The sequence below is a fragment of the Streptomyces sp. GQFP genome, assembly GCF_021545335.1.
GTDB lineage: Bacteria > Actinomycetota > Actinomycetes > Streptomycetales > Streptomycetaceae > Streptomyces.
The window spans coordinates 1-22,846 of record NZ_CP089312.1; the positions used below are offsets into that span (position 1 = coordinate 1).

The window sequence follows — 22,846 nt, forward strand, 5'->3', positions numbered from 1 at the left end:
CACGGCCGTCTCGTTCAACTCGCCCTCTTTGAGAGCGTCACGTGCCCGCGAGGTTGGCGCCCCTCGTGCCTCGCTGTTCAAGGAGCCCGGACCCACTCCGCAATGGAAGTCGCCAAGGCAGTCACCCGCACCTTGAGCGGATGGCTCCGCGCGAACTCATCAGGCAAGGCTCAGAGCACTCTCGATGCCCCTCATCCCAGGGATGCCGGGCCGACGTCGGCGAGGGCGGCATCGACCAACGACTCCGCGATGGATCGCGCGCACGCGCCGGTATCGCTGCTGTTGAGTGCGGTGCCGCGTGCGGCCGCGCCGTCGAAGAGCAGTGCCAGCTGCTCACCGAGGGTTTCCGGTCTGCGGCTCCGGCCTGTCGTGCGATGTCCGTGAGGCGGCGGGCGAACTCCCTCTTGTACGCCGCGGCCAGCTGGTGGGCGGGGTGCCCGGGGTCGGGTACCTCGACGCTGGCGTTCAAGAACGGGCATCCCCGGAACGGAGCGGCGGTCTTGGGCAGCTCCCAGTCGAAGACGGCGAGGAGCTGCTCACGCGGGCTCCGTGTCGGTGCAGATGACGGGAGGGGGACGGGCAGGAGATCGTCCACCAGGGACTGCAGGTACGCCCCGACGAGCCCGTCCTTGCTGGGGAAGTGCGTGTAGAGGGTGCGTTTCGACACTTCGGCGACGGTCGACAGCTGGTCCATCCCGGTCGCGTTGATCTCCTGCGCCGTGAACAGCAAGGCGAAGAAGGCAGTCGCCACGGCCTCCAAGAAAACTGTCGCCAAGAAGACCGCAGCCAAAGCCTCGTCCGCGACGGCCGCCACGACAGTCGCCTCGCCGACCCTCGTCGAACTGATCCGCACTCACGTGGAGCAGCAGAGCGAGCCGCACTCCGCCGCAGAAATCTCCGCCGCACTGGGGCAGGCCCATCCCGACCGCAACATCAAGACCACCGTCGTGCGGGTCGTGTCCCTCGTCGTGGTGTTGGGGATCAACTGGCGGGTGTGTTCGGGGTGTTGGGTAGCGCCGGGGCGCTTTCGGGGAGTTCGCGGTAGATCTCGCCCATGCTGCCTTCGGGGAGGTAGCGGCGGGGAAAGGCGATCCATTCGTCGTGCATCTCGAAGAGCACGGCGGTGACCAGTCGGATGAGCGCGTCGTCGTTGGGAAGACCTGGACGACGTCGATCCTGCGCTTGATCTCCCGGTTCACCCGTTCCAGCGGGTTCGTCGACTGGATCTTCTTCCAGTGCCTGGGCGGGAAGTCCGCGAACGCGGTCAGATCCTCTTTCGCCTCCAGGAGCATCGCTTTGACCTTGGGGAACTGGGTGCCGAGCATGTCGGCGACGGTGTCCAGCTGAGTGCGCACGAGGCCGGCGGTGGGCTGGGTGAAGATCGTGCGGATCGTCGCGGCGACCATTTCACCGGAATCCCGGTCGATCACACTGAAGACATTGCGCAGGAAATGAACCCTGCACCGCTGCCAGGCGGCGCCGAGCATCACCTTGCGGACTGCGGCGACCAGCCCGGGGTGCTGGTCGGTGACGACCAGGCGGACCCCGGACAGGCCGCGCTCTCGCAGGGAGCGCAGGAACTCCTTCCAGAACGCCTCGCTCTCGCTGTCGCCGACCATCAGTCCGAGGACCTCGCGGCCTCCGTCCTCGGTGATGCCGGTGGCGACCACCACGGCCCGGGAGACGATCTGATGGTTCACCCGTGCTTTGCAGTAGGTCGCGTCCAGGTAGACGTAGGGGAAGCGGACGTGGTCCAGCGGGCGGGTGCGGAACGCGGTCAGCGGCTCGTCCAGCGCCGCGCAGATCCGTGAGACCTCCGACTTCGAGATGCCGCTGTCCCCGCCGAGGGCTTTGACCAGGTCATCGACGCTGCGGGTGGACACGCCGTGTACGTATGCCTCCATGATGACGGCGTAGAGGGCCTGGTCGATGCGGCGCCGTCGCTCCAGCAGGCTGGGGAAGAAGCTGCCGGTGCGGACCTTGGGGATCTCCAGGTCCAGATCGCCGGCCAGCGTGGTGAGCACCTTCTCGCGATGCCCGTTGCGGACGGTGGTCCGCGTCGGCGTGTGCTCGTTCCACTCAGCGCCGATGTGTGCACTTGCCTCGGCCTCGATCAGCTCTTGCACCATCCGTTCGGCGATGGCGCGGATGAGCTCGATTCCGTCGGTCGAGCGTAGTGACTCAAGGAGCCGTATCAGTTCAGACTGGGACAGGGCCATCGTGCACTCCTCGTGGTTGAACTGGGCGTTCACCAAGGAGAGTTACGCGATGGCCCGCCTCCTGTTCAGGGAGCGGTCCGCACCCGTGGAAGTGCGCCCCGGGCAAACGCCCGCGCACTCCCAGCCGCTGATCCCGTACACCACGACAAGGCAACGCCATTGCTTTTAGCCGTGCGCTGTCTTGTCAAGGACGCCGTCCGTGATGATCGTGGTGCGGAGGGTGTAGCGCATGCACTTTCGGGGGTGGCGGTTGCGGGTAAAGGGGTATTTGCTGTGCCGTTTACGTATCCGTGCCTTCAGCCGGTGACGGGGGCGTGGCGGGTGCAGGTTGGCCAGGGTGGCGCGGCCGATCGCGCCCACCAATGTGGCCGCAGCCACGATCTCCATTCCCTCCCCGGCGACGATGGTGTCGGCGGCGGCTCGTAGCAGAACCGTGAAGCTGATGCGGTGCGAGGGTAGTTCCGCGTGGACGAAAGTGAGATCGTCCGCGGTGCGGACCAGGGCCTGATAGACGGTGAGCAGGACATACAACTCCTGCTCGACGCCGGGAACGGTCCGTGAGCGCAGGATCCGGCCGTCCAGGATCGTGGACTTCAGCGCGAAGAAGCAGGTCTCGGCCTCCCAGCGGCGGTGGTAGAGCTCGATGAGTTCGAGGGCGGGATAGCGGTCGGCGTCGAGCAGGCTGGTGATCAGGCGCCACAACTCGGTGCGCTGGGTGCCGTCTTCGAGGCTGACGGTGACCCAGGCTTCGATGATCCGGACCTGGAGGCGTCGGCCGTATCCTCGGCCGGCGCGGTAGTGCTGGGAGCGGATGAAGGTCAGGTAGGAGCCGTCAGGGAGCGCGTGCCGGGTGGTGGGGCAGCGTTTACGGGTGGAGCGCAGCAGGAACGCCGCGCCGGTTTCGGACACCGCGTTCAGGAAGTCCACCGCGTCGTAGTAGGCGTCGGCGAGCAGCAGCATCGATGTGTTCAAGCTGGTCAGCAGGCGGTGGGCATAGGACAGTTCACCGATCCGGTCCGGGCCGAAAGCGGCATCGATGAGGGCGCGGGTGCCGCACTCCACCAGGGCCACGAGGCGGACCATCGGGTAGCCGAACTCCTTCACCTCGCCGATGTGCTTGGGGAAGTGCCAGGTCACGGCGGGATCGTCGGGGACGCACTGGGTGGTGCCGTCCAGGGCGACCAGGCGCCGCCCGCGGTACGAGCCCCGCCGGGCCGGGGACGCGACCGGGCCGGCCATGGCCTCGAAGAGTCGGCGCAGTGGTGCGGTGCCCAACCGACGTCGTGCCCTCGACAGCGAGGACGCACACGGACATGCAGTGATCACCTTGCCGAGGCCGGCGGTGAGTTTTTCCCATACGCCCGCGTAGGAGACGCGTTCGAACACGGCGAGCGCGAGCACGAAGTACACCACCACCCGCGCGGGCAGCAGCCGTAACCGCTGTTCCTGGGCGGCGGTCTCGGCGACAACGGCGTCGACCAGGCAGGGGTCGATGATCTGGGTCAACTCGCCCAGATGGCCTGGGGCATACAGATCGAGGGGTGCCAGGCTTCGCTCGACACTGGCAGACGCTGCAACACGGGACCTCCGGGTACTCGTTCCTGGGCTCGACACCACAGGAACTACTCGGGGTCCCGCCCCATGACCAGGTACTTGACGCCCCGCCCGAACCGTTAACGCAATGGCGTTGCACGACAAGGGACACCATCGTCGTGCGCACCACCCTCGAAGGACTCGTTGCCAAGAGTCACGCTCACCGCACCAAGCAGGGATCGTCCGTCTTCTATACCGCCGCGGCCGCCCCGGAGCCCGCTGCGGTCGAGCCGCAGCCGGAGGCAGCAGCCGGCTGAGCATCCGCCGGCCGGCCATCGCACTTTCTCTGTCCCGCCATCCGATGGCTCCGGCGCCGAAGGCCACTGCACGGGGCGCGACCGGTGTACCGCAGTGCGCGGCTGAGACAGTGCCGAGCAGTCCGGTGACGGGGATAGCGCTGGGTCCTGACCCGTAATTTCCGTGTTGCTGTCGTCGAGCCGGCAGTGCGGCAGCAGACAGTCGCAGGACGGGCAGTCACTCAGCGGCAGCGGATGTGGGCACCTACGATCCCAGCACCGCCCCAGAGGCATCAGCGCGGGCGCCAGGTGCGGATCTCCAGGTGGATGATGTGCGCATCCGGGCGGATGCGGCCGGTCTCCACCAGCCATTGATGGACGGCTGCGGTGACGTCTCCGCCCGCGGCGTCGACGCGCTGGGCAAAGCCGGCGGCGTCGTGCCCGCCGGTCTGGGCGGAGCCGTAGGAGCGCTCCTCGGTGTGATCGGCGCGCTGGATGACGTCACGGCGGATGCCGGGTGAGTCGGTGCGGCTGCCGGAGGGGTGCACGTAGCCGGTCTTGGCCAGGCGGACGGTGAAGGCCAGGCGCAGGCCGCGGCGGGCGGCTTCGGCGATCAGGGGGCGCAGCCGGGAGGAGCCGGAGGCGATCGCCTGGGCGCCGACGCGGCCGGTGCCGGAACCGGTGGGGGTGATCAGGACGGCTTTGCCGCGCACCCGGGCTGTGGCACCGGAGGCGGTGGTACGGCGGGTGATGTGCCGGCTGGCGATGGAGGCGAGGTCGGGGAGGTCGGTGATGCCGCCGGTCTGGACGGCGGCCAGGACCTGGCGCAGGGCGGGGACGAAGGCAGCGCCCTTGTTCTTTGAGTAGAACTGGGACACCAGAGAGGCGTCGCGGTTGATGATGCGGGCGATGTCGCGCTTGGTGTAGCCGGCCGTCTGCAGCTGGTCGGCCAGCTGGGCGGCCTCGTTCAACTCGCCTTGCCCAGCGGGACGGTTACTGCGGGGGCGGGGTGGCATCAGGCCTCTCCTGCGCTCGGGGTGAGGGCGGCGCGTCCGGCGTCCCGCAGGGCAAGGAGTTCTCCCTCGGTGGTGGGGGCGGCCACGGGGCCGGTGAGGTGGCCCTTGAGGAGGTAGTCGCCGGGTTGATGGTGGTGCGGCCAGGCCTGCGGCCGGGTGAGGTAGAGGGCGTCGGTGCGGAAGGCGACGACGCTGCCGGGCTCGGTGTGCAGGGCGCCGGCGTAGATGTTGTCGTCGCGGTGGCGCTGGGTGAGCAGGGCGGCTCGGGCGCCGGACCAGATCGCGGCGGCCCATTCGGGGTGGGCGTTGGGGTCCCGGCTGAAGCCGGTGGGTTTCTGCCAGGTGATCTGTTCGTCGTCGAAGCCGATGATTTCGGCGTCCGGCGGGATATCACGTTCCTGGGTGCGGGGGGTGGTGCCGGTGACCATGCGGGGGCGCTGGGCGAAGGAGCCGATGCCGTACAGGAGGATGGCGCGCACCGCGCGGGAGGCGAGGTGGGCGGCGCGGGCCTGCTGGGCGTCGCCCTGGAAGTGGGCCTGGGCGGAGAGGTTGGTCCAGGTCTCTTTGAGTTTCTTGGCCCAGTCGTCGAGGGGTTTGCCGTCCTCCCACAGGATCCCGTCGAGAATCTCGATCTTCCACGGGGTGATGGGGTTGGACAGGGCGGTGTGGATTTCGGGGCCGCCGGCCCAGGTGGTGAAGGTCGTACCTGGGGTTGCCGGGTAGTGCCAGGCGCGGTCGCCCGGCGCGGGGGCGGGCAGCAGGCCGACGTGAGTCCAGGTGTCGGGGACGGTCACGCGTACCTGCCAGTGCCCGCACCCGTACAGGGCCCGGGTCTGTTCCTTCTCGCTCCAGGAGGCGAAGGTGGCGGCCGTGATCCGGCGGGGGGTGCCGACCGGGGACTTCCAGGTGTGTTTGGCGTAGGCGAAGGTGCGGTCGTACTCGACGAGTTGGGGCAGTTGTTCGGGCACGCGGGGCGGGAGGATGAGTTCGTTGCGTCCCTGGCCGGCGGTGGCGTGCAGCAGGCCGCGCAGTTCCTCGGACAGGACGGGGAAGCCGTCGGCGTGCTGGCCGCGGGTGGGGATGGTGCGCGTCCACAGGTCGCGGCCGGTCTGCGACGGGGAGCCCATGATGACGGCGTCGGTCCAGTGGCGGCGCAGTGCCTGCCACAGCAGTACGAACGCGTCCCGGACGGTGGCCGGGTCGTCGCCGCCGGTGTCGAACCACTCCCCCACCGAGCGGATTTCGACGTGACTGTCGCCGTTGTCGCGCTGGTAGCGGCCGACGGGGTTGCGGGCGTGGACGAAGTGTCCGGCCATCCGGTCCTTGCCGCGGCCGGTGTCGGTGCGCCAGCCCGGCGTAGGGGCGTTCAGCCAGGCCGCGACCGCATCCCTCAGGTAGGGGTAGCGGTCGGCGTCGCGGTGCCAGGGGTCACCGGCGGTGATGTAGATGCGCTCCGTGCCTTCGGGAAGGGTCTGGAAGACGGCGGTCAGGATGGCGGCGACCGAGGTGTCGGCCAGGTCGAGGCGGTAGGTCTGGCTGCGGTGCACCAGCACGCCCGTGTCCGTGTCCAGGAAGACGGTGGAGCGGGCCTGCTGGGTGAAGTTCGGTGGTGTGGAGAGCAGGTTCGGGGTGTGCGTGAACCAGCTGCTGCCCGCTGCCCCGTCGGGGATCGACGGGAGGGCACGCGGCGCGTCGGTGGCTGCGGGCTTCTCGGAGGCAGAGTCCTCGGCAGGAGCGGCCGGCGGGGAGGCGGCGACGGGCTGTGCTGGTGTGGTGGCGGCCGTCGCGGGCGCCACCGCTCCCGTCTGGGCGGCGGGGTGGGGCGGACTCTCGGTGCCGTCGGTGGTGGCTGGGGCGCCCGGCTCGGGGTGGGACGGGGTGGTCTCGGCTGTGGTGAGGCGGTCGGGGGCCAGCGCGGGGGCCAGGGTGACGACGTGGGCCAGGCTCAGTCCGGCCGCCGGGGCGATCCGTTCCGCCTTCGCCTTCTCGTACCCGGCCAGCTGCGTGATCTGCCGGTCCCGCTCGGCCTCCAGCTTCGTCAGCGCGGCCCGGGTCTTTTTGATCTCGTCCCGTACGGTGCGCAGTTCGGCGAGGGCTGCGGTGTAGCGCTGTGCGTCCATCAGGCTTCCTTGTCCGGACGGCGGGCGGCGGGTGCGGGGACGTAGGCGATCGCCCCGCCCGAGTGGGAGACAAGCCGGCTGCCCAGCAGCAAATCCGCGAACATCCGGTCGGCCTGCGAGGAGGCAGTCACGTGATGGACGGGCGTGGCCAGATCGGTGACGTAGCCCGCCAGCCGCGCGTGAGGGAAGGCATAGCGGCCCTGAGCGTTCTTCTCCCAGACTTCCAGGCCGGTCAGCACGGCCACCACGTAGCCCGACAGGGTCACCGGCAGGACCCCGGCGGCCGCCACGCTCGGCGCATTGCAACGCCACCAGCCGCGCAGCGCCTTGAGGAGGTCCTCGGGGGCAAGGGAGGCCGCGAAGCCGATCCACTTCCGGTCCGGTTCCTGTACCGGCTTGGCCGCGTCGACCCGCAGGACGGCGAACTCCGAGGCGCCCAGCTGGTCCAGCGGAGCGTGCCGGCGCCGGCTGAGGGCCTGGACCACGTCAAGCGGGACCATGACGCGCACGCCACGGCTGGACAGGCCCGGCAGCAGCCCGGCCTGCACCAGGCGGCGGAAGGTAGTGACGGCGCAGCCGAGTTCCTCGGCGGCCTGTCCGGTCGTCAGCAGCACCCCACTCCCCCAATGCGCAATCCGATATCTGATTCGGCATGTACATTACTGGATCTGCTGCGAGTCCGTCAAAGCGCCACGCAGGCGCAAGGGCCGTCTCCGGCTCGCCACGGTTCGCGCGCGACGGGACGACGCTGGCTGGCCATCACCCAAGGCGCTGTTGACGCTGCGCCACGGTTGAGCCGCGTCGGGCACGCCACGAGAGCACGGATAGATTGCCGCTATGTCTGGCGCGGATCCCGATTCCTTTGCGGCGGTGTATCGCCTGAGCTTGACTCTGTCGGGGATCTTGGAGTTGCCGAGGTCAACTGCCCAGGGTTCGCCAGGACTTCAGCCGGGGAATCTCACGCTGGTCGAGGTAGTCCTGGAAAGCAGTCGGTCGGCGGGGGACGGGAGGTTCCTCGGTCGGTGGCAGTCCGCTGAGGCGCTCGATGTTGACGGCGATGGCCGTCAGGACGTGCTGGATGTGGGCCTTTCGCTGTCCTCGGTAGCGGCAGCGTCGCATGCCGTGTCCGTGGGCGAACTCGTTGACCGTGCCCTCCACTCCGGAGCGGACGGCATAGCGGGCCTTCCACTCGGGCGTCTGTTGCTCGGCACGGACGCGGAGTTGCAGGTCGCGGAGCTCTCGCGGGGGAAAGCCCACGGTGCGGGCGTTGTCGGCGGTGCTGGTGCACTGGGTGCGGGCCGGGCAGGGACGGCACTGGCTCTTGGTGAACCGTGCCACGATCAGCGGGGCAGCGGTGGGCGAGGAGGTCGGGTAGGGGCCGTGCCAGCCCGCGCTGACCTGTCCCTGGGGGCAGGTGACCTGCTGCTTGTCGTAGTCGATGTGGAAGTCGTCCCGGGCGAAGCCCTCGCCTCGGCGGTGCTGGCGGGTGGGGTTGCTCTTCAGCGGCCCGGAGACGGTGACCTGGTGTTCGCGGGCGGCTTGTTCCAGGTGGGGCAGGGAGGTGTAGCCGGCGTCGACCAGGTGCTCGGCGGGCAGCAGCCCGGCGGCGGGCGAGGCGGGTGTGGATGCCGGGCAGGACCTGACTGTCGTGGGTGGTGGCCGCGGTGGTGGCCACGTCCGTGATCACGTTGGGGCCGTCGGGAGCACAGGTCTCGGTCAGATGCGCGGCGAACCCCTTCCAGCTGATGATGTGTCCGTGCCGTGCGTAGCGGGCCGAGGTGTCGTAGGGCGAGACGACCGCCCGGGACGAGGGCGGCAGTCCGGGCCCGTCCTCCTTCTCGGCGGTGCGCCAGCGCAGGTGTCCTGCGGCGTCACGGTGGTAGTTCTGCACCATGATCCGGCGCAGGGCCTGGACGCGAGGACCGGACGTGTGGTCCGCTCCGTGCTGGTAGACGTGTTCCAGGAGCCGGACGGCATCGTTTCCAGCGGCAAGAATCCTGGTCATGGGCTTGGTGGGGTTCTTGCCCAGGCGGACCGGCCGGCCGTAGCGGAGCCCCCAGCCCTCGTCGACCAGCCCGTCGAGCAGGTGAGGGGACGTGGTGGCTACTTCTTCGAGTGCGGCGCGTACCGCCTCGGTGATCAGCTCCAGCCGGGTCAGGTCACGCACCGCGGCCAGGACGTGGGTGGAATCGGTGCGTTGCGTGGTGCGCTCGCGCACCAGCCCGGTCTCCTTGAGACGGGCCAGCGCGAGGTCGAGGAGACGGTCGGCGCGGCCGTCTTCAGCGAGACGATCGCGGAAGTCGGCCAGCACACTGTGGTGGAAACCAGGATCATCCAGTTCCATGGCCATCGCATATTTGAAGTCGATGCGGCAGCGCACCGCCTCGGCGGCCTGCCGGTCCGACAGGCCGAGCAGGAACTGCAGAACACAGACGGTGGCCAGCTGAGCAGGCGAAAGCCCCGGACGCCCGTCACGCGGATACCAGTCGGCGAAGTCCTCGTCGCACCACAGCCCATCCAGCCGGTCACGCACCCATATCGCCGTCGTGCCACCCGGGTTGCTCGCCCGCGCAACCCGCGCGGTAAGAGGTGGGACTTGCTCACCGGAACGGGGGCGAAGGGACAACGGGCACCTCGACAGCTTCGTCGGCCGGAACTATCCGAGCATGCCCGTTGACCAGGCTGCCGCACCGGGAAACTTCAAGATCCCCGACAGAGTCAAGCTCAGGCTGCGCAGCTCCCATGGACGAGACGGGACGGGCGTCGCGGCCACGTGCCGCAGCGGCCGCTCAGAGGTGGCCGTCCAGGAGCTTCCGTACCTCGGTGATGGTCATGGGCCCCGTGCCGTGCGCCACCGCCTCTCCCTCCTTCAGCAGGACGTAGGACGGGGCGCCGGTGATCCCGTATCGCTCGGTCGCGGCCGGACAACGCGTGATGTCGGTACGGACGGCCGTCAGGCGGCCCGTGTAGTCGTCGGCGATGCCACCCACGACGAGGTCCATCTCCCGGCAGGGCTCGATTGCCTTGGGCCATGTCCCGGTGAAGTACGCGAGGACCGGAACTGCGCTCATCCCGAGGATGAAATCGAACTCCGCGTCCTCACGGGGTCGGTGAACCCGATTCGTCATGGAAGCTCCTGACCTCACGTTCCGTCATTCCGTCCCCATCATCCCTCGCGCGGTGTGCAGGCCGGCCCGGTCGGTCGTCCGGTTGGCCTGTCGGAAGGGAGGCGCGGGGCCGTCGCGGAACCACGGTGGTCCCCGGCGCGAGCGGCCCGGCCCCCCGGTCCCTGGTGACCCGGCCCGGCCTGGCCGCCCCGCCGGTCACCCAGCTGCAGCCCGTCGCGCGCCCGTGGGTCAGCTCGTGCCAGGACAGCGCCTCCACGACAGTCGAGCCGTATCCGCCGCCGCGCTTCTCAGAGACAGCGCTCCCGACGGCCCTCCCGGGGCCTTGTCCGGTCTTCACATCAACCCCCGGTCTCAGCCCGGCCAATACCGCTCTCCCCCGGGCCGCATGAGCCGACTGACGGCTCCGAGAACGAGGCACGATTCCTGGACCGCTCGCGGACATGGACGCGGTCGTGGACGGTCGACGTACGCGTCAGCCGGCCCGAAGACCGACCGCCAGCGTCAGTTCAAGGACCCGGTGCGGCGTTGCGAGATCCGGAAACAGCTCCCGCAGCTGCGACATCCGGTACCGGACCGTCTGGGGATGGACGAACAGCGCCGCCGCCACCTCGTCCCGCCTGCCCTGGTGCAGCAGCCACGCCCGCAACGTCTCCTCCAGCCGCCGTGCGGTCGCGACAGGCAGGGTCCGCAAGGGTGCGAGGGCTCGGGCACGCAGGTCTGCGAACGCGTCCGCGTCGGCGCTCAGCACCAGCTCGGGCAGGTGGTCCTCGGTGTCGCGAATATCGGAGGAGAGGGAGCGCGCGCGTAGGGCTCGTGCGTACGAGGCGGACGCACGAGTCCATGGCCGGGCCGGGCCGACCACGGCGGTGCGGTCGGTCAGCTGCCGCAAGAGATGTGTCCGGTCGGCATCGGGGACGAACAGCACACCGGTGGCGTCCGGCAGATCGTCGAGGACGAGGGTGCCCGGGTCGAGCGCGCGGTAGGCAGGCCGGGCCTGGGCTGCGGGCAGCAGGACCGCGGTCAGCGAACCCGGAGGCTGCCACCCGGCCCGTTGAGCAGAGGCCAGCAGCACATCCGGGCTCGCGCCGGCGAGGAGGTCGCGGGCCAAGTGTTCCAGGTGGCGCTCGTGGTCCCTGCCCCGGGCGGCCAGTTCGTCGGCGTGGCCCGCGGCACTCGCGGCGGAGAGCTCGTCGATGTAGGCGAAGGTCAGCTCGGCGAACTTGGCGACCTCGGCGGCGGGCAGACCTGCGGGTACTGCACCCGCTGCCAGGCATCGCCAGGCCACGCGGGCGCCGACGCGGTAGGCACTGAGCAGGGCGTCCATCGAACGGCCGTCTCGGACCTCGCCGCGGCCCAGCTCGTAGGCCGCGTCACCGGCGTCGCCTCCCATGGCGTTCCCGCTCGCGAGATCCAGGTAGTGCCCCAGGGCGGTGCGGACGGCTCGGCGGATGGTGGCGCCCATGGGGCCAGAAAGGGCGTTGGCGTAGGGAGGGACCTCGTCGATGATCGCCTGGACGACCTCGTCGGCGGTGCCCTTCAGCGCGGCCCGAAGTGCGGTGACCGTCGTCTCATCCAGGGCCAGTTCGCTGGCCCTCCGGACTGCATAACTCACGTTTTTGTTCCCTACGAACAATTCAGCCGACCAGATTTACGTCCTTCGGTCAGGACTTTACGCCCTGAGGCGCAGCAAGCTGGAGTCATGACGAGTACAGCCCTCCGCGGCAGGGCGTGGAAACTGCTGGAGATGGTCACGACGCCGCTGCTGCCGTCGGACTACCTCGACCTGGTCAGCCCGCTGCGTGCGGGCGCCGACCTGCGTGGGCGCATCGAGGCCGTGCACCCCGAGACGGGTGACGCCGCGACCATCGTGATCAGGCCGGGACGGGGCTGGCGCGGCCACACGGCCGGTCAGTACGTGCGGATCGGGGTCGACGTCGACGGGGTGCGCCTGTGGCGTGCCTACTCCCTCACCTCGCCGACAAACCGCCAGGACGGCCGCGTCACGATCACCGTGAAGGCGATCCCGGACGGCAAGGTCAGCAACCACCTGGTCCGTAGGGCCAGACCGGGCACACTGATCCAGCTCGACCAGCCGACCGGTGACTTCGTACTGCCGCAGGCCAAGCCCGCCAAGGTGCTCTACCTGACGGCCGGCAGCGGCATCACGCCCGTGATGGGCATGCTGCGCGACACCGAGTTCGACGACGTCGTCATGGTCCACTGCGCACCACAGCCGCGAGACGTGATCTTCCGCGACGAACTGCACGACCTGGTCGCGGACAAGAAGCTGCGGCTCACCGAGGTGCACACCGACACGGACGGCAAGCTCGACATCGCCCGTCTCGACGAACTCGTGCCCGACTGGGCCGAGCGCGAGACCTGGGCCTGCGGGCCCGCGGGCCTGCTCGACGCCGCCGAAGAGCACTGGACCGAGCACGGCGTACAAGAGCGCCTGCACACCGAACGCTTCCGCCCCGGCATCTCCGTCGTCGGCGACGGCGGCGAGGTCACGTTCAGCGTCACCGGCAAGACCGTCGACGCGGACGGCTCCACGCCGTTGCTGGACATCGGCGAGGAGGCCGGCGTGCTCATGCCCTCCGGGTGCCGCATGGGCATCTGCTTCGGCTGCGTCACACCCCTCAAGGCGGGCGCCGTACGCGACCTGCGCACCGGCGAGATCACCGAGGCCGAGCCGGGCGTCCTCATCCAGACCTGCGTGTCCGCCGCGGCGGGCCCCTGCGACATCGAACGGTAGGAGCACCTTGACCGCCATCGACCCCACCGCCCATCTGACCGCGGAGCAGATCGAGGAGCTCGGCCGCGAGCTGGACGCGATCCGCGACGAGGTGATCGCGAGCCGCGGCGAGAAAGACGCCGCCTACATCCGCAAGGTCATCTCGGCACAGCGCAAGCTCGAACTGGTCAGCCGGGGCGTGCTGCTGTTCTCGATCTTCCCGCCCGCGTGGCTGATCGGCACCGCCGGTCTGTCCGTGGCGAAGATCATGGACAACATGGAGATCGGCCACAACATCCTGCACGGCCAGTGGGACTGGATGCGGGACCCGAAGATCCACTCCACCACCTGGGAGTGGGATCACGTCTCGCCGTCCGAGCAGTGGAAGCACTCGCACAACGAGCTGCACCACACGTACACCAACGTGATCGGCAAGGACAACGATCTCGGCTACGGCATCATGCGCGTCGACGAGGACCAGCGGTGGCACCCGTTCCACCTCGGCCAGCCGCTGTGGAACTTCCTCAACGCCTGCTTCTTCGAGTACGGCATCGCGGCGTACGACCTGGAACTCGGCAAGAACCTGCACAAGCGCCGCCGCAACAGCCCGGAGTTCCGCGCGCGGGTCAGGGCCGTGGGCCGCAAGATCCGCAAGCAGGTGCTCAAGGACTACGTGATCCACCCGCTGCTGTCGGGCCCGTCGTTCCTCACCACGCTCGCCGCCACGTTCACCGCGAACCTGGTCCGCAACCTCTGGACCCACTCGGTGATCATGTGCGGGCACTTCCCCGAGGGCGTCCAGGTCTTCGAGCGCCGGTCGATCAAGGGCGAGACGCGCGGCCAGTGGTACCTGCGCCAGATGATGGGCTCGGCGAACATCAGCGGCAGCAGGGCCATGCACTTCATGACCGGCAACCTCTCCCACCAGATCGAGCACCATCTGTTCCCGGACCTGCCGAGCAACCGGTACGCCGAGGTCGCGGTGAAGGTGCGCGCGCTGTTCGAGAAGTACGAGCTGGAGTACGTCACCGGGCCGCTGCCCAAGCAGGTGTTCTCCGCGTGGCACAAGGTCTTCCGTCTCTCGCTGCCGAACAAGAAGCCCAAGGCCAAGACGCCGGACCGCGAGCAGGAACTCGTCGCGGCCTGATTCCCGGTACTGGTTCAGATCTTCCGGCCGTACCGGCGGCACCACCGGGTTCGGTGAGATCCGTTGTCGAAGCGGGACGGCTACCGGGCGCTGCTGGGCCGGTGGCCCGGCTTGCCGGGTCCTGATCCGTTCCCTCCGCGGCGGGAACCTGACGGCGGCCTTTCCCGAGATTGTCGCCGCGGCCTGGCAGTTGCCGGACGACACCGCGCTCGATGGCGTTATGTGACCTGTGCGGGTGTCTCAGACCCAAGGTGTCTCAGCGTGAGTCAGCGCACCAGGCAAGGGAGGCTCTCGCAGTACCTGTATCACCAGGGTCTCCCAGACGTCCAAAATGCCTGTCAACCTGGTTGAGTCGAAAGCGTCGACAACACTCCATGGACACGCACTGCAGCTTTACCCCCATCAGTTCAATTCAGCTGCCCCGAACGCGCGACCGTGTCAGCGCATTCTCCACGGCAGAAGGGACGGAGACCAATGGCGGACAACCAATTCACCACTCACACAGAACTTTTCGATCTGAGTGGGAAGTACGCCCTTGTCACTGGCGGCACCAGGGGAATTGGGATGATGATAGCGCGCGGCCTTCTCCAGGCGGGCGCCCGCGTCGTCATCAGCTCACGCAATGCAGACGCTTGCGCGGAGGCACAGCATCTACTGTCCGAATTCGGCGACGTTCAAGCAATTCCCGCCGACCTGTCCAGGCACGACGAGTGTCAGCGCCTCACTGATCTTGTCCAGGCCGACTCGGAACGCCTGGACATCCTTGTCAACAACGCGGGAGCGATGTGGCGCGAGCCGCTGGAGACGTTCCCGGACGAGGCCTGGGATGCAGTGCTCGACCTCAACCTCAAGTCGCCGTTCTGGCTGGTGCAGGCGCTGCTCCCGGCACTTCGTAAGGCGGGCACCGCCGATGATCCCGCGCGGATCATCAACATCGGCAGTATCGCCGCCATCCACGTCGCCCCGTCGCCCAACTACTCGTACGCCAGCAGCAAAGCGGCACTCCATCAGCTCACCAGGGTACTTGCCAGGGAGCTGGGCCCACAGCACATCACGGTGAACGCGGTAGCACCGGGAGTCTTCCCGTCGCAGATGATGGCGACCACTCTCGATGCCATCGGCGACACGATCGCGGCGGCAGCCCCTCTGCGCCGGCTCGGCCGCGACGACGACATGGCGGGTGCCGCCGTGTTTCTCGCCAGCCGGGCTGGGTCCTACCTCACGGGCGCCATCATCCCGGTAGACGGTGGCACCGCAACGACCGCAACGGGTATCCATTAGTCTGCGGGACGGGCTTACGGTGAGGAGATAACCGCGATGGATCTACGCACCGAGATCCGGGAGTTTCTCAGCTCGCGTCGCGCCCGCATCGCACCGGAGCAGGCGGGCCTGCCCGCTTACGGCGGCAACCGTCGGGTCAAAGGTCTGCGCCGCGAGGAGGTAGCGCTACTGGCGGGGATATCGGTCGACTACTACGTACGCATGGAGCGCGGCAGCCTCGCCGGTGCCTCCGATGGGGTGCTCGACGCGTTGGCCTCTGCCTTGCAACTCGACGAGGCCGAGCGCGACCACCTGTTCCACCTCGCGCGCCGATCCAGGGCGCCCAGCGGCCCACGCCGGCGTAGGCCTGCCCTGACGGTGCGCTCAACGCTGCAGCAGGTGCTCGACGCGATCTCCGATGCGCCGGCCTGGATCGGTAACGGCCGTTATGACGTGCTCGCCATGAATCAACTCGCTCGCGCGCTGTATTCACCGGTGCTGGCCGACCCGCGACGGCCCGCGAACACGGCGCGGTTCGTCTATCTGAACCCCGAGGCTGCCAGCGAATTCTTTGTCGACTACGACCAAATTGCCGGTGGCGTGGCCGCGAAGCTACGCATGGAAGCCGGCCGCGATCCGCACGACGAGGAGCTGATCGCCCTGGTCGGCGAACTGTCAACGTGCAGTGAGCTGTTTCGGCAGCGGTGGGCATCTCAGGACGTGCGGCTGCACCGGTCCGGCCGCAAGCGTGTGCGCCATCCGATCGTGGGCCAGCTCGACTTGGACGTCGAGTACCTGGAACTGCCCGCCGAACCCGGCCTGCACCTCATCGTCTACACCGCACCCGCGGGCACACCGACCGCTGACAATTTAGCGCTCCTGGCGTCGTGGGCGGCAACCCAACAGACGCTGGCGACCGAGATCGAAGCACACAACGGTTGAAGATGGCGCTGTGGCGGCGCGATGACGCCCCGACGTCGAGTCGGTGACGGGCTGATTCATCACAGCGATGCCGGGCCAATACAACTCGAATGCGATTGCGGAATCTGCTGCGCTGGAGACGCATTCGCCGCCGATGGTTCGGGGAGCCGAAGAAGGAAGAAGAAGGAAATAGGGCCGCGCGGCCGTCGGCGCGGCACAGATAACCTGCGCGAATGAAGCGGATACAGCGGGCCGCCGGCACGGTCATCGGCTCAGCGGTGGGTGACGCCCTGGGCGGCCCCTTCGAGTTCGGTCCCCCGGGTGCGTTCTCCGCTCGGTTTCCCGTGCCTGGTGCCGGTGGCGAGATGTGCGGAGGCGGTGGCTGGGACCCCGGCGAGGCCACTGACGACACGCAGATGGCCGTCCTGGTCGCGGAGTCGCTACTGGAGCGGGGCGGACTGGATCTGCCGGACATCTTCGCCCGCTTTCAGCGGTGGGCCGCATCAGAGCCGAAGGACATCGGCTTGCAGACCGAAGACGTCCTGACCAACGGCATGCCCTGGGACCTCGCCGCCGCCATCCATTTCCAGGTCAATCAACGAGCAGCAGGAAACGGCTCCTTGATGCGGGCATCGACCTCTGCGGTCCACTTCGCAGCCGCCGGCCAAGAAGCCACCATGGACGCCGCCCGCCGCATCGCCGCCCTCACCCACGGTGACCGCGCAGCTCGGGAAGGGACCGCGATCTTCCACGAACTCATCCGCGTCACGTTCGAGGACACCGACCCCCTCACCGCACTCCCGGACATTCTGGCTCTTGTCCACCCTGAGCACCGCGGCCGCTACGCCACCGTCCTCGCGCCCGACTGGCACCCCGACCAGGCGACCGAGTTCAACGGTGCCGTCTGGCCCTGCCTGGGCTCCGCCGTCTGGGCCCTGCGCACCACCACCAGCTTCGAAGACGCGATACGCGCGGCAATCGACCTCGGCGGTGACACGGACACCGTCGCCGCGGTGACCGGAGGACTCGCAGGGGCGTACTACGGGTTGGCTGCAATCCCCGCCCACTGGACCCAGCCACTCCATGTCCCCCTCCCAGGCTTCGACGGACGAGTGCTGCACCTGGCAGATCTGCTCCACCTTGTACACCGTCTCAGAGGCTGAACCGGGTCTTGCTCCCCAGTCGGCCGATAGCTGAACAGTGGCCCAGCGAAAGCCCGCTGGTGCGCGGTATGACTGGCCCAAACGTGAGGCCGGACGGTCCGCAAACCGAAGCTGACTCGGTTGTCCTGGCCGCAGCGGTCGGCGGGGCCTTAACGCCGCGGTGGTCGCGCACCGGCTGCGGCGACGGGCGGCGGTGACCGCTGTCGGACTCGTGCCGGCGCCACGTACGTCCTCACCGCGAATCTGGCTGGACCGCGGCCGGAATGGCGCGAGATGGACCGTATGCGTGGGCGCCGGGGACTCAGCGGGGCTCGGGGGAACTCACGGGATGTCGCGCATACTCCCTTGGTTCGCCGCAAGCCTCCACAGCAGAACTGAATTCAATTAAGGTTCGGTTGGCATCGTTGACGAGGAGGTCAATCATGGCGTTCGTTCTCATCCATGGGGCAAGCTTTGGCGCGAACTGTTGGGACGAACTGATCCCCCATCTCCGTGCGGAAGCATTGGCGGTCGACCTTCCGGGGCGCGGGAGCAGGGCCGGAGCCGACCTGGGCACGGTCACTCTCGCGGACTGCGCCGACACGGTTCGCGAAGACGTCGAAGCGAAGGATCTGTGCGACGTGGTGCTGGTCGGTCACTCCTTCGCGGGCGTCACGATTCCGCGTGTCCTGGACCTCATCCTTGACCGGATCCGCCACGTCGTCCTCGTGTCGGCCGTGGTGCCGGCGGACAGATCCCGGGTACTTGACCAGATCGATCCCGGAGTGCGGGGTCTGGTGGAGCAGTCCATCGCCGGCGGCGTCTACCACCAGACCCGCGAGGGCGCCGCCGCGATGCTGTGCAACGACATGGACGAGGCGACCGCCGCGTCCACCCTGGACCGGCTCGCTGACGACTCGGCCGCCCTCCTCAGCGAGGCCGTGGACTTGAGCGGCTACAGACGCGATGTCCCCCGGACGTACGTGCACCTCACGCGTGACCAGTGCTACGTCGAGGAACTCCAGCAGCGATCCATCGCACTGCTTCAGCCCGACGTCATCGATCTCGACACCGGCCACATGGCCATGATCAGTGCGCCCGAAAAGCTTGCCGCCGTCCTCAACGCGATCCACGGCTGATCGAGTCAGCGTCAGCCAGCGGGGGGCGAGGAAGTGTCCGCGGCCGGGAGACAGTCGCCAAGAGCGAGGGCGCCCATGGTGCACTACCGAGGCACGATCGACCATGCCAAGGTGCGCGAGAAGCTGGGCGGCGACCGACGTGCCCGTCTACGCGGACGTGTGGGTCGACGGGTAGGAACACGTCGTCCAGGGCCCACGGCTACCACGGTGATCACCGCTTGGTGGCACTCGGCCAGGTACGGATGGCGAACTCATCTGCCTCACCCGCCGCCGCGTCGACGTCCTGATCAGTCGAAGAGGGAGAGGTCGACAGACTCCGCGAGGGCGGCATAGCCCGCGTCACTTCCGTGGAGGTTGTCACCCATGTGCAGGTCGCTGCGGATGCGGCTGGGATCGGCGGGGTCACGCCAGACGGCGTCGAAGTCGAGTACGCCGTCGAAGGCGCCGCTCGTGCGGATCCATGCGTTGACCTGCTCGCGCGCCTTGTCACCCTGGGCTGTGTACATTTCCGAGCCGCCGTAGGGAGCGATGGTCGCGGCATGGACCTTCACGCCGTGCGCGCGGGCTCGAGCCGCCAGCTGGAGGTGGGCTGCGATGACGTCGTCGACGTCGACGGGTGAGCCGGGGAACATCGAGAGGGATCCGGCGGTGTCCTCGGTGCGTGGGGCGAAGGAGAAGATGAGGTCGTTGCCCACGGCGATCACCACATGGCTGAGGCCGGGCGTGGCGAGGATGTCGCGATCGAAGCGGGCGAGGGCGGCGGTGCCGATGCCGTCGGTGAGCATGCGGTTGCCGCTGATGCCCTGGCTGACCACACAGAGGGCCTGTCCGCCGCGGGCTGCCAGACGTTCGGCGAGCCTGTCCGTCCAACGTCGATCGGTGCCGGGGGTGGAACCCACTCCATCGACGCGAGAGTCGCCGATTACGGCGATGGCCCGGGTCGGTGTCTCAGGCTGCACTTCCACGGCCGTGATCAGGGCTTGTGCCGGCAAGGGGGCGGCGTCCGCGGGCAGCGAGATGAGGGCGCTCGCGTCGCCGGGGATGAGCCAGCCGAGCGTGTGGAAGGTCCCGTGGCAGGTCGCGGTGTCGACTCGGCCGGGCAGGTAAAGGCTGATGGTCAGCCGAGACAGCGCGGCGGTCCGCAGATCGATGGGGTCACTGAGGATCGGCGCACCCGCTGGCACGGTGGCGGTCGGCCGGCCGCTGAAGGTCACCGCGTGATCGCTTCCGTGCTGGACTCCGTCGTCGGTGTCCGTGATGGCGACACGGGCGGCGCCGATGGTCAGCGGTGCGCTTCCGTACTCGTTGCTGATGCGGATGCGGATGCGGTGTCCGCCGCCTGTGATGCGGACGATTTGCCGCAGCGTCGCGTTCTCGAAGGGCTCGATGCAGCTGACGGAGTTGTCCGGTGCCTGCGGGGAGGCGCCCCATGTGCGAACCCACGCAACTGTGAGCGGGGCCGAACCTTCGCAGCTGGAGGGGGTGTTGATGGCGCTGTTCACGGTCGTTGCCTTTCGGCTGTCGGGTATGACGGCGGTGCTTGAGGGTGTTGGTGCTCGACGAGTCCGATGTCAGGCGGCCTTGCGTGACGCGGTGGAGGGGCCTGGGCGTCGTTCGCGGTCTTGCGCTTCCAGGCCGATACTCCGGCCCAAGAGAGGTCGATCCGCAGCGGGGAACGGCGCCGCGTCCGGAACGGGGTCGGGGAGCCGCCGTTCGTTCTAGCTCTGCGGCGCGCCGAACCACTGGGCAGCCGCCTGCTCGAACGCGTCGCGATCCGGGGCGGGCTCGCTCGCCCAGGCCACGACGCCGTCGGGCCGAATCAGCGCGGCACCCAGCCCGAGGTCGTTGCGCGCAGGGCCGGCCGCGTAGTGGATCCGGCCTTCCCACCCCTTCGCCGCGACCTGCAGTGCACGGTCGGTGCTGAAGTCGAGCACGACTCCCTGCCCCTGGCGCAGCAGTTCGCCGAGGCGAGTGCCGTCCTCGAAGCGGAAGTCCGGGGCGGTGCGGCCGACGAGGGGCTGTTCGCTACCCAGGTCGTAGCGGTTGAACAGCCCCGACGTCTTTCGGTACACGTGGGTCGTTCCGTCGGTAGTGCTCATCAGATCGTGGACGAGTTGACGCAGCGCGGGGGCGTTGGGGCCCGGCTTCATGGTCGCGACCTGGGCGCGAGACCAATCGAGGACGGCGGCGCCGACGGGGTGCCGCTCGGTGGTGTAGGTGTCGAGCAGACCCTCGGGAGCGGTGCCACGCACGGTGGCGGCGAGCTTCCAGCCGAGGTTAACGGCGTCGCCAATGCCGAGGTTGAGGCCCTGGCCGCCCAGGGGCGAGTGGATGTGTGCTGCGTCGCCCGCCAGCAGCACCCGGCCCTCGCGATACGTCGTCGTCTGCATCGCGCGGTCGGTGAAGCTGGATGCGAGATGGACCTCGCTCAGCGTCACGTCGGTGCCGCTGACGCGGCGCAGGACCGTCTGGAGGTGTTCACGGGCCAGCGGCTGGGAGCGGTCGAAGGTGCCGCCGTCGAAGTCCATCATGCCCAGGTGCCCTTCGAGGGGCGTACGCAGATACATGCCGGTCGGCGTCAGGTTGAACCCGAGCGGCAGCTGCTCGGGATCGGCGAAGGTGACCTTGGCGGCGTAGCCGGTGAACAGCGGCTCGGTGCCCACGAATTCGATGCCGGCGAGCTGACGTACGACGCTGCGCCCGCCGTCGCAGCCCACCAGCCAGCGCCCCTGGTACTCCTGACCGCCTGCCGTGACGAGGACAGATTCGGTGTCCTGCGCCACGGCCGTGACCGGAGCATTCCGGATGATCTCGGCTCCGAGCGCGGTGGCCCGCTCCGACAGCACCGCTCCGATCGCTTCCAGGCTCGTCATGAACCCCTCCGTCGCCGGGCTGGGCAGCCGGGACGGGAGGGTGGCTGTGTCGACGTCAGCCGCGTCGAGTGTCATGCCCGCGAAAAGACTCAGCTCACGAGGGTCGGGCGCCTCGACCGCTTCCGGATCCGCGCCCACCTTCGCCAGGTCGACTCCCGAAGCCTGCGCCATCGCTTCCAGGAGGCCGCGGCGGTAGAACGTCTCGGCCGACGCGGCGTTCAGGCCCCGCAGCCCGAGCGGTAACGCTTTCAGGGGCGAGGTGAGTTCCGGGTCCCGCTCAAGGACCAGAACCGAGCAGCCGGACAGGGCCAGCTCGCCGGCCAGGAACAGACCGACCGGGCCGCCGCCCGCGATCACGACGTCATGCATGCGAGGTGTCCTTTCGAGAAACGAACGATGGGGTCACCCAGCCAGATAGGCCGGGTCAGCGCAGACGGGTGAGGCCGTCGAGGATGACGGCGATGCCGGTGAGGAACTGCTCGCGGTCGTCGTGCTCTCTCATCTGGCCGACGATGGCGTGCATGAACGGGTACGCCTCCGGGTCGAGCCCCTGCCATGCAGTCGACGCCGCGTCGAAGAACTCGTCGCGATCCCCGCTGGGGTCGATCCCTGAGGTGTCCCCCTCGATGCGGGCGTTTTGGCTGACGGCTCCGAGGATGTAGTGCACGAGCGTCGAAGCCGCGTCGAACCAGGAGGCTCGCGGCACACCCAGGGCGCCCACCTGCCCGCCGATCCGCTCGAAGATCCCCACCGTCACCGGGCCGACCGGATTCCGGACGATCTGGAGGGTCAGCCGCGTAGCGAGCCACTGATGTGCGGCGATCGCGTCGAACAGGGCCAGCGCGACGACACGGATCTCGTCCCCGGGTGTGGCCGCGGTCCCGGCGGGCCGGGTCGCCAGCGCCGCACCGATCACGGTTTCCGTCGCCGTGTCGAGCAGCTCGTCACGGGTGCCCACGTGGTAGTAGATCGCCCCGGAACCGGTGGCCAGCCGTTCGGTCAGCGCCCGGATGGTCAGCGCGCTCTCGCCGCCCGCATCGAGCATCTCGACCGCAGTGCCGATGATCTGCTCCCGGGAGAGCACCTGGTTGCGCCGCTGTGGCCGGCGTGCTCGCGTCGTCACGCCTCGATGTTGCCACATTTGGTACAGCGATCCAAATTGGTGCGCCGTACCAAAGTGGCGCACGGCCCCACTTTGGAACAGTGCACCAGCGCGTTGGTCTGCCGACTCCGGCCGCGAGAGCAAAGAGGCGACGAAATTCCGCGCCGTCGTTTTCTTGGGGGCAGCAGCCGCGCCGCGTCCAGCACGTCGGCGAGC

Annotated in this window: 18 protein-coding genes and 2 pseudogenes; 7 read left to right on the top strand and 13 right to left on the bottom strand. The window is 68.7% G+C overall.

The window, feature by feature from the left end:
- Positions 1–121: 121 nt before the first annotated feature.
- The 3 genes and pseudogenes from LUX31_RS37750 to LUX31_RS00015 all read right to left on the bottom strand — a co-directional run bounded on the left by LUX31_RS37750 (position 122) and on the right by LUX31_RS00015 (position 3,836).
- Entirely contained in the window at positions 122–694 is a 573-nt protein-coding gene (locus LUX31_RS37750) for a TetR/AcrR family transcriptional regulator (RefSeq protein ID WP_443046038.1), read from the bottom strand.
- Between the two features lie 287 nt (positions 695–981).
- Positions 982–2,219, bottom strand: a pseudogene (locus LUX31_RS00010) (IS256 family transposase).
- 165 nt (positions 2,220–2,384) lie between these two features.
- Positions 2,385–3,836 carry an IS4 family transposase gene (locus LUX31_RS00015; RefSeq protein WP_268828093.1) on the bottom strand — a complete coding sequence of 484 codons (1,452 nt, stop codon included), beginning with the start codon at positions 3,834–3,836 and terminating at the stop codon, positions 2,385–2,387.
- Positions 3,837–3,931: 95 nt separating this feature from the next.
- On the opposite strand from LUX31_RS00015, the gene LUX31_RS00020 reads away from it, so the two are divergent.
- Positions 3,932–4,069, top strand: coding sequence for a hypothetical protein (locus LUX31_RS00020; RefSeq protein WP_235480196.1), 138 nt, complete (start codon positions 3,932–3,934; stop codon positions 4,067–4,069).
- Between the two features lie 272 nt (positions 4,070–4,341).
- Here LUX31_RS00020 and LUX31_RS00025 read toward each other — a convergent pair whose 3' ends face one another.
- The 7 genes and pseudogenes from LUX31_RS00025 to LUX31_RS00055 all read right to left on the bottom strand — a co-directional run bounded on the left by LUX31_RS00025 (position 4,342) and on the right by LUX31_RS00055 (position 11,924).
- Entirely contained in the window at positions 4,342–5,064 is a 723-nt protein-coding gene (locus LUX31_RS00025) for a helix-turn-helix domain containing protein (protein WP_235472415.1), read from the bottom strand.
- Positions 5,064–7,184 (bottom strand): hypothetical protein, encoded by a 2,121-nt coding sequence (locus LUX31_RS00030; RefSeq protein WP_235472416.1) that lies wholly within the window; start codon positions 7,182–7,184, stop codon positions 5,064–5,066. The genes LUX31_RS00025 and LUX31_RS00030 overlap by 1 nt, the downstream gene beginning before the upstream one ends.
- Positions 7,184–7,798 (bottom strand): helix-turn-helix domain-containing protein, encoded by a 615-nt coding sequence (locus LUX31_RS00035; RefSeq protein ID WP_235472417.1) that lies wholly within the window; start codon positions 7,796–7,798, stop codon positions 7,184–7,186. Before LUX31_RS00035 ends, LUX31_RS00030 begins: the two co-directional genes overlap by 1 nt.
- 304 nt (positions 7,799–8,102) lie before the next feature.
- On the bottom strand, positions 8,103–8,783 hold the full coding sequence (locus tag LUX31_RS00040; RefSeq protein WP_328285721.1) for a transposase: 681 nt from the start codon (positions 8,781–8,783) through the stop codon (positions 8,103–8,105).
- A gap of 715 nt (positions 8,784–9,498) precedes the next feature.
- Positions 9,499–9,717, bottom strand: a pseudogene (locus LUX31_RS00045) (transposase); the annotation flags it as partial.
- Positions 9,718–9,973: 256 nt separating this feature from the next.
- Positions 9,974–10,312 (bottom strand): thioredoxin family protein, encoded by a 339-nt coding sequence (locus tag LUX31_RS00050; protein WP_235472419.1) that lies wholly within the window; start codon positions 10,310–10,312, stop codon positions 9,974–9,976.
- A gap of 472 nt (positions 10,313–10,784) precedes the next feature.
- Complete coding sequence (locus LUX31_RS00055; protein ID WP_235472420.1) at positions 10,785–11,924, bottom strand: PucR family transcriptional regulator; 1,140 nt, start codon at positions 11,922–11,924, stop codon at positions 10,785–10,787.
- An 87-nt stretch (positions 11,925–12,011) separates the two neighbouring features.
- On the opposite strand from LUX31_RS00055, the gene LUX31_RS00060 reads away from it, so the two are divergent.
- The 6 genes from LUX31_RS00060 (at position 12,012) to LUX31_RS00085 (ending at position 18,655) form a co-directional block, all read left to right on the top strand.
- Positions 12,012–13,067, top strand: coding sequence for a ferredoxin reductase (locus tag LUX31_RS00060; RefSeq protein ID WP_235472422.1), 1,056 nt, complete (start codon positions 12,012–12,014; stop codon positions 13,065–13,067).
- A gap of 7 nt (positions 13,068–13,074) precedes the next feature.
- Positions 13,075–14,193, top strand: a complete 1,119-nt coding sequence (locus tag LUX31_RS00065) for a fatty acid desaturase family protein (RefSeq protein WP_235472423.1) — start codon at positions 13,075–13,077, stop codon at positions 14,191–14,193.
- A gap of 474 nt (positions 14,194–14,667) precedes the next feature.
- Positions 14,668–15,474 carry an SDR family oxidoreductase gene (locus LUX31_RS00070; RefSeq protein ID WP_235472429.1) on the top strand — a complete coding sequence of 269 codons (807 nt, stop codon included), beginning with the start codon at positions 14,668–14,670 and terminating at the stop codon, positions 15,472–15,474.
- A 36-nt stretch (positions 15,475–15,510) separates the two neighbouring features.
- Complete coding sequence (locus LUX31_RS00075; protein ID WP_235472431.1) at positions 15,511–16,395, top strand: helix-turn-helix transcriptional regulator; 885 nt, start codon at positions 15,511–15,513, stop codon at positions 16,393–16,395.
- Positions 16,396–16,607: 212 nt separating this feature from the next.
- A complete protein-coding gene (locus LUX31_RS00080) occupies positions 16,608–17,537 on the top strand; it encodes an ADP-ribosylglycohydrolase family protein (RefSeq protein WP_235472432.1) in 930 nt (309 codons plus the stop codon).
- A gap of 422 nt (positions 17,538–17,959) precedes the next feature.
- Positions 17,960–18,655, top strand: a complete 696-nt coding sequence (locus LUX31_RS00085; RefSeq protein ID WP_235472436.1) for an alpha/beta fold hydrolase — start codon at positions 17,960–17,962, stop codon at positions 18,653–18,655.
- A 287-nt stretch (positions 18,656–18,942) separates the two neighbouring features.
- Here LUX31_RS00085 and LUX31_RS00090 read toward each other — a convergent pair whose 3' ends face one another.
- The 3 genes from LUX31_RS00090 to LUX31_RS00100 all read right to left on the bottom strand — a co-directional run bounded on the left by LUX31_RS00090 (position 18,943) and on the right by LUX31_RS00100 (position 22,651).
- Positions 18,943–20,157: an SGNH/GDSL hydrolase family protein gene (locus tag LUX31_RS00090; RefSeq protein WP_235472438.1), complete on the bottom strand. Its 1,215-nt coding sequence runs from the start codon at positions 20,155–20,157 to the stop codon at positions 18,943–18,945.
- A gap of 216 nt (positions 20,158–20,373) precedes the next feature.
- Positions 20,374–21,897 (bottom strand): FAD-dependent monooxygenase, encoded by a 1,524-nt coding sequence (locus tag LUX31_RS00095; protein ID WP_235472441.1) that lies wholly within the window; start codon positions 21,895–21,897, stop codon positions 20,374–20,376.
- 55 nt (positions 21,898–21,952) lie between these two features.
- Entirely contained in the window at positions 21,953–22,651 is a 699-nt protein-coding gene (locus tag LUX31_RS00100; RefSeq protein WP_235472442.1) for a TetR/AcrR family transcriptional regulator, read from the bottom strand.
- Between the last annotated feature and the right edge of the window lie 195 nt (positions 22,652–22,846).

Coding starts and splice junctions, on each gene's coding strand:
- LUX31_RS00030 (WP_235472416.1), bottom strand. CDS start 7,184: ATGGACGCACAGCGCTACACCGCAGCCCTCGCCGAACTGCGCACCGTA.
- LUX31_RS37750 (WP_443046038.1), bottom strand. CDS start 694: ATGGACCAGCTGTCGACCGTCGCCGAAGTGTCGAAACGCACCCTCTAC.
- LUX31_RS00085 (WP_235472436.1), top strand. CDS start 17,960: ATGGCGTTCGTTCTCATCCATGGGGCAAGCTTTGGCGCGAACTGTTGG.
- LUX31_RS00060 (WP_235472422.1), top strand. CDS start 12,012: ATGACGAGTACAGCCCTCCGCGGCAGGGCGTGGAAACTGCTGGAGATG.
- LUX31_RS00095 (WP_235472441.1), bottom strand. CDS start 21,897: ATGCATGACGTCGTGATCGCGGGCGGCGGCCCGGTCGGTCTGTTCCTG.
- LUX31_RS00025 (WP_235472415.1), bottom strand. CDS start 5,064: ATGCCACCCCGCCCCCGCAGTAACCGTCCCGCTGGGCAAGGCGAGTTG.
- LUX31_RS00080 (WP_235472432.1), top strand. CDS start 16,608: ATGAAGCGGATACAGCGGGCCGCCGGCACGGTCATCGGCTCAGCGGTG.
- LUX31_RS00050 (WP_235472419.1), bottom strand. CDS start 10,312: ATGACGAATCGGGTTCACCGACCCCGTGAGGACGCGGAGTTCGATTTC.
- LUX31_RS00070 (WP_235472429.1), top strand. CDS start 14,668: ATGGCGGACAACCAATTCACCACTCACACAGAACTTTTCGATCTGAGT.
- LUX31_RS00075 (WP_235472431.1), top strand. CDS start 15,511: ATGGATCTACGCACCGAGATCCGGGAGTTTCTCAGCTCGCGTCGCGCC.